This window comes from Brevibacillus sp. SIMBA_040, assembly GCF_046535075.1.
In the GTDB taxonomy this organism is placed as follows: domain Bacteria; phylum Bacillota; class Bacilli; order Brevibacillales; family Brevibacillaceae; genus Brevibacillus.
In genome coordinates, this window is record NZ_JAWRXI010000019.1 from 15691 (window position 1) to 31359 (window position 15669).

The window sequence follows — 15669 nt, forward strand, 5'->3', positions numbered from 1 at the left end:
CTACAGGGATTCGTGAATCAGCCGCTGCCCATCCCAGCTCATAAGCAGTGCCTCCCCATGCTTCAATCCATCCATTTTCCAGTATGCACTCGGGTCTTGATGTACCCAAGCCGCCTGAATCCAGCGGACTACACCCCCGTGCGTCACAATAACAATGGTGTCACCCTCTGAATGTTCCGCACTCTGCAATAAATCGTTGAGCCATTGGTCCACTCGCTTGCCCAGCTGCTCCAAGCTCTCGCCCTGCGGTGGACACTGCCTGTAGGGGTCTTCGTACCACCTCGAAGCATGTTCGCAATCCCTTTGCATGATCTCGTCATAGGTCAAAAGCTCCCATTTCCCAAACGACAATTCGCGCAAGGCAGGCACTGTCATCGCGGTCAGCTGCCATCCTGCCGATAACGGCTCTGCTGTCTGGACACAGCGAAGCAAGTCACTTGTATACAATGCTTTGGGAAGCTCGATTATGTTCAGTAGTCGAGACGCCAGCTCCAATGCCTGCGTTTTTCCATGCTCATGTAACGGTACGTCACTGTGCCCCAAATAGCGGCTCTGTCGATTTATTTCCGTCTCTCCATGCCGAACCCAAATCAACTTCATGTCCACCAGCTCCCCACAAGTACCAGGAGCATCACTGCCTCACTGCTTTCAATCACAGCTCCATAGCAATCTCCGTTTAGCCCGCCCAGCTTTTTGGCGACAGAGCGAGAAAAAAGAAGCGCAAATAAAAGGGACATCAAAATAGCTGCAACTACATGCCAACTGCCCAAAAACCAGCCAGCCCCGAGCAAAAGAACATAGCTGACGATCATCGAAAAAGTCGAAAGACCTTCACTAATTCCTTTTCCAATCCCTTTGTCGGCGGATAGATAAGGCCACAGTCGAATCGATAGCAATACGTGCGTACGGGCGGCAAACGGGACAAAAAGCAGAAACATTCCCCAGCCGGGATGTGCCAGCTCTGCTACACCCCCCGCTTTGATCAGCAGCAGCAGAATCGCTGCGATGACGCCCATCGCACCCACGCGGCTGTCCTTCATGATCGCGAGCACCTGCTCACGCGGCCTGCTGCTGCCAAGCCCGTCCGCCAAATCCATCCAGCCGTCCAGGTGAAGGCCACCTGTTACATAAATCCAGACACCCAGTGTCAAAATGGCAGCGAGCCACGGACTAAACAAGTGCACACCTGCCTGGTGCACACCCCATAGCAAAAGTCCGATTACTACGCCGACAGCCGGGTACCAGTTGACGCTCTTTTTCCAGGCAGCTTCAGAGGGTCGCAGCCATGGAACCGGAATCCGGGTAAAAAAGGAGATGGCGTGAAAAAAAGCATTCATCCCTTGATCCTCCACGGTATTCCAGACAAGACGGCATAGACGACATCCGCTTGACGAGCACTCATCTGGTTGACATCCCCGAGCACATCGGCGAACCATCTTCCCAGCCGATTCATGGCGACACCGCCAAGCCCTACCTCGCTAGTGACAGCAATCACCGTTTGGCTGGATGCCTGAACCTGCCTGAGCCAAGCTTCCGCCTCCTGCAAGAGAGCCGCTGTGTGCTGCTCGCTGCGCCATTTTGCTTCCTCAATATTCATTAACAGATTGCTGACCCACGTGGAGAGGCAGTCAATCAATACGACATCATAATCAGCACTTGCGTCTGCATATTCAGATAGGCGCTCGCCTACCTCCATACAGCCCCAGTCGCTTGGACGGCGCTTTTTGTGCAGCTCGATTCTGGCACGCATTTCGTCATCCCAAGCCTGACCTGTTGCTACATACAGAACACGCTTGCCCGAAGCCTGCGCCAGCTCCTCTGCAAAACGGCTTTTTCCCGAACGGACACCGCCTGTTACTACAATCAGACTCAAGCGTGTCCACTTCCTTCCGCCGCGACCTCGCACAGAGCAGCAATCAGTCTTTCGTTTTCTTCTCGGCTGCGGACTGCGATACGCACATCATGCTCAGTCAACCCCGGATACATGGCACAGCTGCGAATCAGGATTCTTCTTTTGCCGAGCCGCGCTTGCAATTGCTCTGCAGGCAAATGCTTCGGTGAACGAAGCAAAAGAAAGTTCGCTTCACCAGGCCATACCTTCCACCCTAGCTCATGCGTAATTGCTTCTGACAGATACGCTCTCTCTTTGGCAACCAGCTGGCGTGTTTTTTCCTCGTACTCATGCTCCTTTAAGCATAGCTCACCTGCAAGCAAAGCCAACGAATTGACGCTCCAGCTCACCTGCTTCTCACGCATCTGCTCGATCACGTCTGGATGGGCGATGGCATAGCCGAGGCGCAGGCCTGGAATCGCGTACATTTTCGTCATCGAGCGCATCAGGATGACCCTCGGATACTGCTCCAACTGTGTCGCTAGCGTAAATTGCCGCTCCGTTGCGACAAAATCGAGAAACGCCTCATCTACAATCAGCCAAGTGTTTGTCTCAGTGGACCACTGCGCGATTTGCACAAGCTCCTCCGGCTCATACAAAATCCCCGTCGGATTGTTCGGCGACCCGATAAACACCAGATCCGCCTTCTCAAGCAGACGATGCAGCTCTTCGTGGTCCGGCTTGTAGCCATTTTCCTCTTTTCCATAGCAACCGATCACACGCGCGCCAAACTGCTTGGAAAGTTGCTCATATTCCGAAAAGCAAGGATACACAACACCGACAGTTTGCGGCTTGAGTCCCAATATTGCCAAAGCCATCGCCTCTGCTGCTCCATTCGCGGGCAAAAGCCACTCCTCACCCAGTCCAAGATGCAAAGCAAGGGCCCCGCGAAAGGAACGATGTCCCGGATCTGGATAACGGACGATCGCAGACAGCGAAGCCAACAGCGTCTCCGTCACGCTAACTGGCATTCCCAGCGGATTAATATTGGCACTGTAATCGAGGAAATCTCCTGGGGCTACACCAAAGCGCTGGGCTGCCGACAGTAAATCGCCGCCGTGTCCGTAGGTTTCGAGAATACCCATTAAAATTCAACCCCCAGCACAGCTGGAATCCCCTCATCGTAGTAATGCTTGACCGGCTTCATTTCGGTAACCAAATCGGCCATGTCCATGATCTCTTGTTTGGCACTGCGTCCTGTGATTACGAGGTGAATGTGACTCGGACGACCCTGGATCGTCTCCAGTACGTCTGATAGTGGCAGCACATCATCGATTGGAAAACGATCAATCGCCAGCGCATTGTTCAACTCATCCAAAATGACTACGTCGTACTCGCCGCCCATCAGCTTTTCACGCGCAAAGCTCCACGCTTCCTGCAAAGCTGCCCGATGCTCTTCCGGAGTCTTTGTCCAAGTAAAGCCAACTCCCTTTTGCACGATCTCGATCCCGAGCCGATCAAAAATGATCTTTTCTCCATACGTCCGTTCTGGTGATTTAATGAACTGAATCATCAATACTTTTTTTCCACGGCCGGTCGCTCGTACAGCCAGCCCGATAGCTGCTGTCGTTTTCCCCTTGCCGTCACCTGTATAAACCAAAAGCAAGCCCCGCTTTTTGTCTTGCTGACTCATCAAAGCCACCCCCTCATCGAAATAAAAAAACGCCTTGTTCTCCTCTTATCGTGTAAGGAAAACAAAGCGTGTGGATAGCATACTTCACCGATCCTCACCTCTTCCTTTAACCCGAAGGAATGCAGTGCAAAAACAAGAACAGGCAGGTCTCCTGGCTTGAGGATCATCGCTATTCTTCTCCTTCCCGCTCCCTTGTGGGCAGTGGATGGCGCCGTTGCCATGAAGAATAGCTACTCTCTTACAGTGGCGGGACCGCGTTGGTTTTTCACCAATCTTCCCTTTTAACCCTGCTACCGGGAAAAGCTTTTTCGCAGTAACAAGGACCTGTTTGTATCGTATTCAATTCATTTTTCATTCTATGACAAGCACTTGTTTTAATAATAGCAAATGCTGGTCGGGATTCAAGCAAAAGCTGAGAAACAAACAAAACTGGAGTGTAAAGACACGCCTCTCTATCCGAAAATCATCATATTGCAGAAAATTAAATAAAATTACAATTTACTAAAAACTATTTTTCGGCTACCATATTGCCAAAGCCATCCAAAGGAGGTGAATTTTTTGATATCTCCCCCAATCCCGAAACTAACTGATCATGTCCTACCCAGCACACTTCCGGTAAAAGAATGCGGCGAGGCAATGGTCCCGCTCTCTACCCTATCAGCAAGAATCTCCGTTTATCCAGCTTACTATCGCCTGGGGTATGCGGGGACAACACCAGAAGCGTACTTGCGAAAGGAAGCTGCCCGAAGACTCGCTTCCGCTGCCGAACAGCTGCCCAGCGGCTATGAGTTGGTCATACTGGACGGGTGGCGTTCCTTTGAGGTACAGGCATCCCTATATGAAGGATTTCGTCAATCACTGCTCTTGAAGGGCTGGCAAGAGGGCGCTGCACTCGCCGAAGAGCTGCGCAAGTTTGTCGCCCTGCCCACAACTGACATTACCAAGCCGTCTCCTCATCTCTCGGGAGGAGCTGTAGATCTGACTATTGCCGGACCAGATGGCTGGCTGGATATGGGTACGGACTTCGACGATTTCACAGAAGCTGCTGCGACCAGGCATTACGAAGAGCTTTCGCAGCCGACCGAAAATGAAATCGTGATCCGCGACAATCGTCGTCTGCTTTACCATCTCATGACTAGCGCAGGCTTTGTCAACTATGCAAAAGAATGGTGGCATTTTGAATACGGCACCCGCAGCTGGGGACAGCAAACGCACCAAAGACCAATTTATGGCGGCATCTTGTCCATGGAAAAAATAATGGTTGAATAAATAGAATTTTTACAATATATTAAAAAATAATTAAATATAATATATTTGGGGGTCGAATTCATTGAAGCGTAGCTGGTCTTATTTATTCACTACCCTTCTGCTAATCCTCACCATGGTGACGGCAGCTTGTAGCAGTACGCCAGCAAGTCAATCCCAAGGCGAAACAAAGCCGGCGGAGAACAAACCGGCAGAGCCCGCACAGGCAAAATCGACAACTCCTGCTGACACCCTGTTCGTAGGGATGACTGCCGACCAAGGCACACTGGATCCCGCCGTCACCTTTGACAACAGTGCCTGGAAAATCACCTACCCTACCTACCAGCGTCTCGTAGAGTACGATGGCGGCACCACAGAAGTAAAGCCTGGCTTGGCAAAAGAATGGAAGGTAAGCGAGGACGGCCTCAGCTGGACGTTCACCCTTACCGAAGGAAACACCTTTGCTGACGGAACACCTGTAACGGCTGAAGCAGTCAAATTCACCTTTGATCGTACACTCAAAATCAAAAAAGGCCCGGCTGATGTCTACAACGTGATTAAAGAAGTGAAGGTAGACTCGCCAACAAGCGTTACATTCGTTCTCTCACAGAACTTCCCACCGTTTCTCTCCACACTGGCTGCCAACTATGGCGGTATCGTCAATCCAAAAGTGATGGAAAAAGAGCAAAACGGTGACCTAGGCCAAAACTTTCTCGCGAACAACACCATGGGCAGCGGCCCTTACCAACTCTCTGAATGGAGAAAAGGCGAGTACATCAAGCTTTCTCCAAACCCTAACTCCTCAGTCAAACCCGCACTTCAAAATATTTTCTTTAAAATCATCCCAGACTCAACAGCACAGCGCCTGCAGCTAGAGCAAGGCGAGCTCGACATCGCCGAAGGTATACCCAACGAACAGCTAAAAGCGATCAAGGATCAGCCAAACCTGGAAGTTTTGCAGCAGCCTAGCCTGTTTGTGGATTACATCTACGTCAACTCCACTAAAGGCAACCCAGCCCTGCAAAGTCCAAAGGTACGCCAGGCTCTCAACTACGCGATCGATTACGACGCGCTGACCGAATCTGTACAGGAAGGCTTCGCTACCCAAATGCGCGGACCGATTCCAAAAGGTCTGTGGGGTCACGACGAATCCGCCCATCAATACAAGCGCGATGTAGAAAAAGCAAAAGCATTGCTTGCTGAAGCAGGGGCGACCAACCTGAGCATCGACCTGCTGTACTCTGACAACAAAGCATGGTGGGAAACCGAAGCCTTGACCCTGCAAGCCTTTTTCTCTGATATCGGCGTCAAGCTGAACCTGAAGAAAATCGCGTACGCAACTTCCCGCGAAATGATTGACAAAGGCGAATTTGACCTCGCCATGGGTGTATGGAGCCCTGACTTCGGTGATCCGTACATGTTTATGAACTACTGGTTTGATTCCAACAACTTCGGTCTCGCTGGCAACCGTGCCTTCTATAAAAATGACAAGGTGGACGAGCTGGTCCGCAAAGCCGCGTCTATCAACGATAAAGCCGAACGCGAAAAAATTTATCAAGAAGCCCAAAAAATCGTGATTGATGAAGCGCCATACCTGTATCTGTATCAAAAGGATTTCTTGCTTCCGGTAAGCAAGTCTGTCAAAGGCTTTGTTTACAATCCGATGCTGGAGGGCATTTACAACCTGGCCGAAATGTCCAAATAAAGCCGCTTGAAGGAGTGCTTTCCTCATGAGACAAATCATCGTCAAACGACTCGCCATGCTCGTCCTGGTCCTTTTGGGAGTGACGCTCATTACTTTTTTCCTCTCGCACGTCATCCCTGGCGATCCGGCACGAATGATGGTGGGGCAGCGAGCCAGTGAGGAAACACTGCAGGAAGTCCGCCGTCAATTGGGCCTAGACCAACCGGTCTGGGTCCAATATTTTACTTACATGGAGGGACTTGTTGCAGGTGACTTCGGCAATTCCATTCGCACACAACAGCCTGTCGTCGATGATCTGATCAAATTTTTCCCTGCTACGCTGGAGCTTGCCTTAACCGCCTTTATCATTGCGATTGTGATCGGGATTCCGATTGGTATTCTCTCCGCTGTCAAAAAAGATACAAACTGGGATCATGCCGGACGGTTCTTCTCGATTGCCGGTATATCCACCCCCGTTTTCTGGAGCGGGCTGATCGGCATTTTGATTTTTTACAAGTTCTTCAATCTGTTGCCTTCCAGCGGACGTATCGATTTGATGATTACGCCGCCCCCCTCTATTACAGGGCTCTATTTGCTGGATAGCCTTTTGACTGGCAATTGGGCCTCATTTACAAACAGCTTGTGGCACCTCATTCTGCCTGCTTGCACACTCGCTTTTGCTCAGCTTGCCATCGTCACCAGACAAGTACGCGCCAGTATGCTGGAGGTTCTCGGTCAGGAGTACATTCGTACAGCTCTCGCGAACGGAATTCACGGACCTGTGCTGTTATTCCGGTACGCTCTGCGAAATGCCCTGATTCCTACGATTACGGTTGTCGGTCTTTCGTTTGGCTCGCTTTTGGGCGGAGCTGTCGTGACCGAAACGATTTTCAGCTGGCCTGGTATGGGCAAGTACGTCGTGGAATCGATCGCCTTTCTCGACTTCCCGGCAATCATGGGCTTTACCTTTGTCATCTCGTTCGGCTACGTGATTATCAATTTGCTCGTCGATCTCACTTATTACGCGCTTGATCCGCAAATCAAGGAATAGAAAGGGGGCCAACTTGTGTCTGGTATAGCTGCGAAAACGGAAAATGGAAGAGCAGTGACAGCAACGAAAGCGGTCAACCCCTTTTGGTACAAAATCCGCAGAAATCCGCTAACTCTCTTTGGTTTGTTGCTTCTTTTGACTATTTTGGTGCTGTCTGTATTTGCACCCCTCATCAGCCCCTATGAGCCCACCAAAATCAATATCGCCGAGCGATTTGCTCCTCCAAGCGGCGATCACTGGTTTGGCACAGATGAAGTAGGCAGAGATATTTTCACCCGCATCCTGTACGGCGCTCGTCTCTCACTTGGTGTAGGGGTAGCGGTCGTATTTGGGGCAGGACTCATTGGTACTGTTATCGGTTGCATTTCCGGATATTTCGGAGGAAAGCTGGATCAAATCATCATGCGCTTCATGGATATCGTGCTTGCTTTTCCTTCGCTCGTTTTGGCCATGGCAGTCGCTGCAACGCTCGGTCCCAATTTGCAAAATGCGATGCTTGCTATTGCGATCATCAAAATTCCAGTTTATGTGCGGCTAGCCCGCGCCGAAACCTTATCTTTGCGTGAAAAGCTGTTCGTGAAAGCCGCTGTCACGTTTGGGATCAAGCCTTGGCGTATTATTGCACGCCATATCATTCCGAATGCTCTCTCACCCGTCGTCATTCAGGTCACACTGGATATCGGCGACGCGATTCTGTTAGTCGCTACCCTCGGCTTCCTCGGCTTGGGTGCACAGCCTCCGACCCCGGAATGGGGCGCAATGATCAGTATCGGCTGGAAATACCTTCTCGATTATTGGTGGTATCCAACATTTCCTGGTCTGGCACTGTTCCTTGCTTCCTGCGGCTTTAATCTGATCGGTGATGGAATTCGGGACATTCTCGATCCAAAAGCGAACCGTTCTTAAAAGGAGGGCAAGCATATGTTGCTGGAAATCAAAGACTTAACGGTTGAATTTTCATCCATGCAGGATAAAATCAAAGCGCTGCAAAATGTATCCATCTCCATCAATCAGGGAGAAATCGTCGGGATCGTTGGTGAATCGGGCTCAGGCAAGTCCGTTACTGCTCTGACGATCCTTGGACTTTTGGAAAAAAACGCCTCGATTTCATCAGGCTCGATTCACTATAAAGGAAGAAACATCTTCTCCCTTGAAAAGAAAGAGTTACAGGCTCTTCGTGGCAAAGAGATCGGCATGGTTTTTCAGGAGCCGATGACTGCCTTGCATCCTACGATGCGCATTGGTGACCAGCTTGCAGAAGTGATTCATCGCCACAGAAAGATTTCATATAAGGAAGCGTACCAGCAAGCTGTACTCAGTCTCGCGGAGGTGCAGATCAATGAACCGCACCTCGTTGCCCGAAAATTCCCGTTTGAGCTGAGCGGCGGGATGCGGCAGCGGGTCGTCATCGCCCTCGCTATGTCCGCCCCTCCTGATCTGTTGATTGCTGATGAGCCTACGACCGCGCTGGACGTGACGATTCAAAGTGAGATTCTGGGGCTCATGCAGGACCTGGCTGTGAAGCGCGGCACTTCCATTATGCTCATCACACATGACTTGGGAGTCGTCGCACAGGTCTGCCAGCGAGTTGTAGTGATGTATGCCGGCGAAGTCGTAGAGACAGGAACGACAGATGAAGTATTGCATCAGCCGCAGCATCCCTATACTAAGGCATTGATCGGTGCCCTGCCCGATTTGGCGACATCGGATCAACCGCTTCTGGCCATTCCTGGCGAATCACCTGATTTGCGGAACAGACCGCCCGGCTGCGTCTTTGCTTCTCGCTGCTCCCGCTCCTTGCCCATTTGTGTAGAGGATCACCCTACCTTGGAGCTTGTACAGGTGGGATCAGCTACACATGAAGTATCGTGCTGGGGGAGAGAAACCGGATGAATTCATTACTAGAGGTATCAGGTGTTAGCAAGGAATATAAAAAAGGCGCGCAAAGCTTTCTCGCTGTTTCACAAGTCGATTTTTCCATCGCTCAGGGAGAAACGTTTGGGCTGATCGGGGAATCAGGGTCGGGGAAAAGCACGCTGGGAAAAATGATCACCGGTCTGGAGCACCCCACAAGCGGCTCTCTTCTATATAAAGGCAGTCCGCTTTGGCAAGGAAGCAAATTTTCCCGCTTACAGCCAGGAGAAATGCAAATCGTCTTTCAGGACCCGCAATCCTCCCTGGACCCACGCATGCGGATTCAAGCGATTATTACGGAGCCATTACTGGCACTCCCTCCTGCCGAGCGGGCAGCAAAGGCGAGTACGGAAAAGCTGCATGCCTTGATTACCCGCGTAGGTCTTAAAGTGGAGCATTTGAATCGCTACCCGCATGAATTTAGCGGTGGACAGCGCCAGCGCATCGCGATCGCCAGGGCATTGATTACCGACCCCACCTTTGTTGTTTTGGACGAACCGACCTCTGCACTCGACGTCTCTGTTCAGGCACATGTCCTGAATCTGCTGCAAGAGCTAAAGCGCGAGCGTAATCTTACGTATCTATTCATTTCCCACAACATGGCTGTCATTCGTTATATGTGTGATCGCATGGCCGTTATGAAACAGGGACGGATCGTTGAAACAGGAAGCGTCGCGGATATTTTTTCGCATCCCGAGGACGCGTACACGAAATCACTGCTGTCCTCACTTCCGAGTCTTTACGCAAAGAGGGTTGATACGACATGTTTAACGGAGCAGAATTAAGAGAAATCCGTAAACAAAAGCAATTGACGCTGCAAAATCTCGCAGATAAGACCGGTTTGAGTATGAGCCTCCTATCACAAATCGAACGCGGATTGGTAGACCCCACGGTGGGTACCTTTTGGAAAATATGCTCTGCCTTAGATGTTCCAATCAATCACTTCTTTCGATTAAAGGATGACCATGAGCCTCTCATCCGCAAAGGCATGCACAAGATCATTCAATTGAAAAATACGATGACAAAATACCATGTGCTCACTCCCCTGCAAGAAGGAAAAATCGAGTTTTTGCTGATCGAAATCGAGCCAGGTGAAACGCTGGAGCAGGAGCAAATCTCTCACTCCGGCGAAGAATGCGGCTATATTTTGCAGGGAGAATTAAAGGTGCTGCTGGCAGAGAGGGAATACCATCTGTACGAGGGCGACAGCATTGGATTCAGCAGCACTGCTCCGCATCGATTTATTAATCCTGGAAAAACCGTATCGCTTGCGATCTGGGCGCGGGCGACATAGCTTTTAGATAAGTGGTCTTAGGGCCTGCTGTGGAGGAACGGAAAAGCTTAATGACGTAGAACAGTAAAAAGCCAGCTCGACGAAGCTGGCTTTTGTGCTTTCTTTTTACAAATCTACAAACTCTATAAATAGTCTGCCATGATGATCTCGGTGTCAAAAGGCGTGATTCCATTGTCTAGCGAGAACACGGTATCTGCGCTTTCCTCCTGATCTGTCAGTGTGCCTCGTGCGGCGACGTGAAGCGAAAACAGCTCATGGAGCGTTGGCTTCACCAGCGTGGTAAGTGCTTTCCCCATCCATTCCATCCCGCCGCCGTTTGCCTCCACGTTGTTTACATAGCGGGGGTGCGAACGCAGGGCGATATCCGTCCAGATCACTTTGCGTTCTACCAAATCGAGTATGACGGGAATACTGATCGTAGTATTGGACGCGAGATCGACCTTATCCTGAACGGTCTGTGGTTCAAAAATTTCCCCTGACTGTGGCGCTGTGCGGATCATCCACCCTGCATAGCATTCCGGCAGCTCGCAATACGGCTGATTGGTAAATGAATTCAGCGACATCACGACATACCGCCCGCCATACCGAATGATCGATTCAATATCCAAATCGATGAATTCACAGGCACCATTGGGAGCTTTCACGATATCCCCGCTATGATATGCCTGATACTTCGCCGAGCGCAAATTGGTATAGGAAATATGCTCCAGGTACTTCCATTTCGCACTATAGAGCACCGCTGACAAATCGACATCGACGCGGCCTGTAGGCACACCGTTTACTTGCCCTTCCCTCCACCATGTAAAAAAGCGGATGGTCCCACCTTCCGGGATCGCCATTCTGGAGCCGCGAACCAGCGTGCGAAGCGCCTTGCTCGCTGATCGCTGGGAAAAAGGGGACGAGATGCTCGTGTAAGCGCGGATCGATATAGACTTTTCCGAGTGGCGGCAAAGCTGCGAACCGCTCCAAGAGGACTTCACGGCAAATGGTCGCCGCTTCTTGCTGAACGGCTTCCTCCAGACGCTCAAGCGTATTCGAAATCGCCTGTACTTTAGCCACTTCTCCTTTTGGGAAAAAGGTCCGCCATTCTCCGTAGGCTTCCCGTTTTACAAAGTGGTTCATTACCTGCAGCAGCACAGGTGTGGATACATCAGCAGCGATCCGTGCAAATGAGCCAAGCACGGCATCCCCATGTTCAGACAGACGAAGCAAATGATCCAATCTCCGGGCGAACTCTCCTGGCCTTTGCTCGAGCAGCTGCACAGCCTCCTCCACATTTCTAAAAGCCAAGGCTTGCTCAACCTTGCTGCCCATCGTCTCGACCTTACGATTATTGCGCAATATATCAAACGCTTCTGCCGTTTTGGGGTACCGATCCTTATATTCAAATGGATGCAAAATTTCACCGAGTCGTATCCATCTATTTTTGTAGCGAAGCATATCTTCGACTAGATTCGGACTGGCTTCAAGGAGCCGCAGGAGCAAGCGGCGTTCAGAACGTCTGAACTTGCGGAATTTGGTTGGGGTAGCCAGGCTCACATCCCCATCGGACAGCGCAACTGCAATTCGCAGCACATCAGTCGCTGTCTTGCAGTAGTTCGCAAAAAAAGTAATAGGAAGCTTGTCATACTTCAGCAAAATGCTCGCAACAATCGCAACATTTTCCTTGTGCGGAATTTCGGGGGGCAGAGCTTCAGCGATTCCTTCATACTCCTGAAGCAGCACTTCCAAATCCTCTTTGTCTTGCATAGATAACGAGCTCTTCGCACGCAGCAGATTCATCCCAACCTGCAAAAGCTCTCCATCTGTTCCCAGCTCGATCAGCTTCAGCCGGGATTCCTTTAGCAGCGGCAGTCTTTTTTTCACTTCATGCACAGGCAGCTGCCATGTCAAATAATGACGTATCGCTTGCAGGTACAGCTCTCCCTCGCTCGCTTCCATCACCTGCTTGGGAAAATTCGGATACATCGGCTTGAAGCGCCTGGATGCACCTACCTTTTCCTTGAGTACAGATACGACAGTAGAATACAACGTGAAGAACTCGCCTTCAGATAATGTCCGGATTCTCTCCAACAGCTCGAGCGCAAACGTATAACCGAGACTCTCGATATTTCGCAGGGCCGCAGCCAAATAAGAGACAGGTAGCTCATGGCTTCCTCTCTCTATCACGATTTTATTTTTCCGCTGAAGGTAAATTTGATTTTTCATAAGAATTCGCACCCATCCATTCTTCATTACAGCAATACCTGGTCTTTTGATCGAGCCGCGGCTGCACGTAATTTGGGTATAAAAAAAATCAGGAAAGTAGTACCCCTATAGCTCAATTGGATTAGAAGGAAGGTGTACAATAGCCTGATTTTTTATTAACTTTGTTATTTTTACCCATTTTAACGCTATTTTGGACACTCGTAAAGTGCTATTATTTTTTGTAATTATTTTAATTTAATATTGATTACAATTATTATCCATGTTACTTTAATACCAGAACCTTACATATAAGATAGCTCAAACGAGGAGAGATTACGATGACAGCACGCATTGGACTTCCTGCACCCGATTTTACGATGGACACTGTTACGTTTGACAACGGCTTTCCCCTGCCAAAAAGCCTGGTAGACTATCGCGGCAAATGGCTTCTTTTGTTCTTTTATCCGTTTGACTTTTCCAAGGTTTGCCCGACGGAAATTTTGAGCCTGAATCGGAGGATCAAGGAATTCACAGACCTGAATGTCGAAGTTCTTGGCGTAAGTGGCGACAGCATCCATACACATAAAGCTTGGATGAGATCCAGTGAAGGAATCGGACCGCTTTCTTTCCCGCTCGCTTCTGATTACAGCAAGGAAGTTACTCTCGCCTATGGTGTACTGGACGAGGCAAGCAAAGCGCCGCTGCGTGCGAGCTTTATCATTGATCCCGAAGGCGTCCTGCAATACTCTGTCATCTCCAATTCTAAAGTTGGCCGAAGCGTAGATGAAACTATCCGCGTGATCGAAGCACTTCAATCTGGCGGCTTGTGCCCGATGGATTGGAAGCCTGGGCAAAAAACGATTTCTACTACGTAAGAAAACCTCTATCAAGGCTTCCTCAAGGAGGAACGACCGCGTTTAGCGGAAAGCTATCATGCGCTCCAGAGTTTATAAGCTTTGTGCTTATCAACTCTTATACGTTAAAAAAGACAAGACGCGGGGGCATTTTACTGCCACCCGCTTTTTTGCTCCTGCTGTAGGGGAGACGAGGAACACAGAACTACCGTCTTACCTCGATACCGCCGGATACGGGAATAAATCAGCCACCCGCACGCTCTCTCCGCTCTCGTTTGTAAACACAACATGCTCTCGTCTCAGTTCTCGCGGACTTTCCAAGCCACAGGCGGCAGCCAATGAAAACAAGCCTTCTCGTAGCTGCAAAATATAGTTCATGACGCGCCACTGTTTTTCTTCGGGGGCAAGCGCCTCCTGGTATTTGGAATCGGTTGTTGTAATCCCTGTCGGGCACTTTCCTGTATGGCATTGCATTGCCATAATACAGCCGTTTGCCATCATGAAGCCGCGCGCCGAACCGACACAGTCTGCGCCCAGCGCAAGCGCAATAGCTACCTTGTCTGGTGTAACCAGCTTTCCGGATGCAAAGATTTTGATACGATCGCGCACCCCGAACTTCCTCGCTGTATCGTCGAGGATGATCAAGGCCGGATACAGCGGCAACCCCATGCCATCTGCCATCGCCTTGAACGTCGCACCGGAGCCGCCCTCAGAGCCATCCACCGTAATGAAATCGGGATAAATGTCCAGCTCCACCATGCTCGCAAAGAACGGCTCGAGGCGCTTCGGATCACCTACGACAATTTTAACCCCGACAGGCTTTCCCCCTGCCTCCTGCAGCGTTCCGATGAAGCGCAATGCCTGCTCGGGATTGGTCAAAAACTCAAACCGATTGGGTGAATTCACTGTTTTTCCAACTGGAACCAATCGGGCAGCTGCTACCTTTTCCGTGACCTTCGTGCCCTCGAGGTGTCCGCCCCGGATTTTTGCCCCCTGATGAAACTTCAGCTCGAATGCCTTGATATTTGGAATCTCAGCCTTGCGTTTGTACTCTTCGATTGAAAAATGGCCGGTATCATCACGGAAGCCAAACATGCCAGGACCGATCTGCGAAATGATGTCCACCCCTGTAGACAGGTGCACCTCCGCCACTCCGCCCTCCCCGGTATTGATCCATGATCCGCCAGCCATATGCGCCCCACTCCCGGTAGACAAAATATAATTTTCACCGACCGCCCCATACGAGGTCGCAGATGCGCCGAACATGCCTGTAAGCCGCCAAGGATGCCTGCGATTTTCGCCAACTACAATAACATCTGTATCATGCAAAAGCCATGGCGAAACTTCCCCCGAGATGAATTTTTCCCTCCGCGTAAACAACCCTTCGGCGGTAATGACATACTTTTTTCCCGGAACCGTCTTCTCGTTATTGACCCGCAGCTCACTTGTCAATTTGGGAAACATGGCATTGGACAAATAAAAGCCCGGCTTCTCGTAATCCCGTCTGCCGCCAAATGAAATCAAATCGGTCCGGTATTTTGCTGCATAGACCATACCGACAAAGTCCGCACGAGAAAATGGCTTGCCCTCCGCATCGTTATCAAACCAATACTGGCGAAACTCCGGGCCGAGCTTTTCAAGCAAGTAACGCACCCACCCCAAAAACGGATGAGAACGAATGATGGAATGCTTCGGCTGCTTCGACAACATGTACATATAACTAAAAAAGACCAGCGGTGGCAAAATAATCACGATCAGTACAATGACTAATAAAATGGTATTTGTCATCTGGCTACTCCCTCCCGAAATGCAGGTGTCCATGATTTACCTATACATAGAATACGTCCATTTCCAATTCTCATTCGGTCTTCTCATACGTTTCGGCCAGTTTGAAAAAATTCTCTATCTATATACTA

The 15669-nt window shown here is 50.2% G+C and carries 14 protein-coding genes, 1 pseudogene and 1 riboswitch; of the genes and pseudogenes, 8 read left to right on the forward strand and 7 right to left on the reverse strand.

Annotated elements, in window-relative coordinates; translation table 11 throughout:
- Genes SB752_RS25350 through cobO form a run of 5 tightly spaced genes read right to left on the reverse strand, consistent with a single transcriptional unit; the run spans position 1 to position 3524 of the window.
- Positions 1-600, reverse strand: coding sequence for a histidine phosphatase family protein (locus SB752_RS25350; RefSeq protein WP_410718269.1), 600 nt, complete (start codon positions 598-600; stop codon positions 1-3).
- Positions 597-1337 (reverse strand): adenosylcobinamide-GDP ribazoletransferase, encoded by a 741-nt coding sequence (gene cobS / locus SB752_RS25355; RefSeq protein WP_410718270.1) that lies wholly within the window; start codon positions 1335-1337, stop codon positions 597-599. The genes SB752_RS25350 and cobS overlap by 4 nt, the downstream gene beginning before the upstream one ends.
- Positions 1334-1873 carry a bifunctional adenosylcobinamide kinase/adenosylcobinamide-phosphate guanylyltransferase gene (cobU, locus tag SB752_RS25360; protein WP_410718271.1) on the reverse strand — a complete coding sequence of 180 codons (540 nt, stop codon included), beginning with the start codon at positions 1871-1873 and terminating at the stop codon, positions 1334-1336. The genes cobS and cobU overlap by 4 nt, the downstream gene beginning before the upstream one ends.
- Positions 1870-2976: a threonine-phosphate decarboxylase CobD gene (gene cobD / locus SB752_RS25365; protein ID WP_410718272.1), complete on the reverse strand. Its 1107-nt coding sequence runs from the start codon at positions 2974-2976 to the stop codon at positions 1870-1872. The genes cobU and cobD overlap by 4 nt, the downstream gene beginning before the upstream one ends.
- Complete coding sequence (gene cobO / locus SB752_RS25370) at positions 2976-3524, reverse strand: cob(I)yrinic acid a,c-diamide adenosyltransferase (RefSeq protein ID WP_410718273.1); 549 nt, start codon at positions 3522-3524, stop codon at positions 2976-2978. Before cobO ends, cobD begins: the two co-directional genes overlap by 1 nt.
- A gap of 124 nt (positions 3525-3648) precedes the next feature.
- Positions 3649-3867: riboswitch (cobalamin riboswitch) on the reverse strand.
- Positions 3868-4082: 215 nt separating this feature from the next.
- On the opposite strand from cobO, the gene SB752_RS25375 reads away from it, so the two are divergent.
- The 7 genes from SB752_RS25375 to SB752_RS25405 all read left to right on the forward strand — a co-directional run bounded on the left by SB752_RS25375 (position 4083) and on the right by SB752_RS25405 (position 10712).
- Positions 4083-4793: a M15 family metallopeptidase gene (locus tag SB752_RS25375; protein WP_410718274.1), complete on the forward strand. Its 711-nt coding sequence runs from the start codon at positions 4083-4085 to the stop codon at positions 4791-4793.
- Between the two features lie 61 nt (positions 4794-4854).
- Entirely contained in the window at positions 4855-6474 is a 1620-nt protein-coding gene (locus SB752_RS25380; protein ID WP_410718275.1) for an ABC transporter substrate-binding protein, read from the forward strand.
- 25 nt (positions 6475-6499) lie between these two features.
- Positions 6500-7504, forward strand: a complete 1005-nt coding sequence (locus SB752_RS25385) for an ABC transporter permease (protein WP_410718276.1) — start codon at positions 6500-6502, stop codon at positions 7502-7504.
- A gap of 15 nt (positions 7505-7519) precedes the next feature.
- Positions 7520-8410 carry an ABC transporter permease subunit gene (locus tag SB752_RS25390; protein WP_410718277.1) on the forward strand — a complete coding sequence of 297 codons (891 nt, stop codon included), beginning with the start codon at positions 7520-7522 and terminating at the stop codon, positions 8408-8410.
- A 15-nt stretch (positions 8411-8425) separates the two neighbouring features.
- Positions 8426-9397, forward strand: a complete 972-nt coding sequence (locus SB752_RS25395; protein ID WP_410718278.1) for an ABC transporter ATP-binding protein — start codon at positions 8426-8428, stop codon at positions 9395-9397.
- Positions 9394-10203, forward strand: coding sequence for an ATP-binding cassette domain-containing protein (locus tag SB752_RS25400; protein WP_410718279.1), 810 nt, complete (start codon positions 9394-9396; stop codon positions 10201-10203). The genes SB752_RS25395 and SB752_RS25400 overlap by 4 nt, the downstream gene beginning before the upstream one ends.
- Complete coding sequence (locus SB752_RS25405; protein WP_049737237.1) at positions 10182-10712, forward strand: cupin domain-containing protein; 531 nt, start codon at positions 10182-10184, stop codon at positions 10710-10712. The genes SB752_RS25400 and SB752_RS25405 overlap by 22 nt, the downstream gene beginning before the upstream one ends.
- A 122-nt stretch (positions 10713-10834) precedes the next feature.
- Here SB752_RS25405 and SB752_RS25410 read toward each other — a convergent pair.
- A pseudogene (locus SB752_RS25410) lies at positions 10835-12920 on the reverse strand (TerD family protein).
- Positions 12921-13237: 317 nt separating this feature from the next.
- Between SB752_RS25410 and SB752_RS25415 the strand changes: the two are divergent.
- Positions 13238-13774, forward strand: coding sequence for a peroxiredoxin (locus tag SB752_RS25415; protein WP_410718280.1), 537 nt, complete (start codon positions 13238-13240; stop codon positions 13772-13774).
- 192 nt (positions 13775-13966) lie between these two features.
- Here the strand turns inward: SB752_RS25415 and SB752_RS25420 are convergent, their stop codons facing one another.
- Positions 13967-15541, reverse strand: coding sequence for a glutamate synthase-related protein (locus tag SB752_RS25420; protein ID WP_410718281.1), 1575 nt, complete (start codon positions 15539-15541; stop codon positions 13967-13969).
- Positions 15542-15669 lie beyond the last annotated feature (128 nt).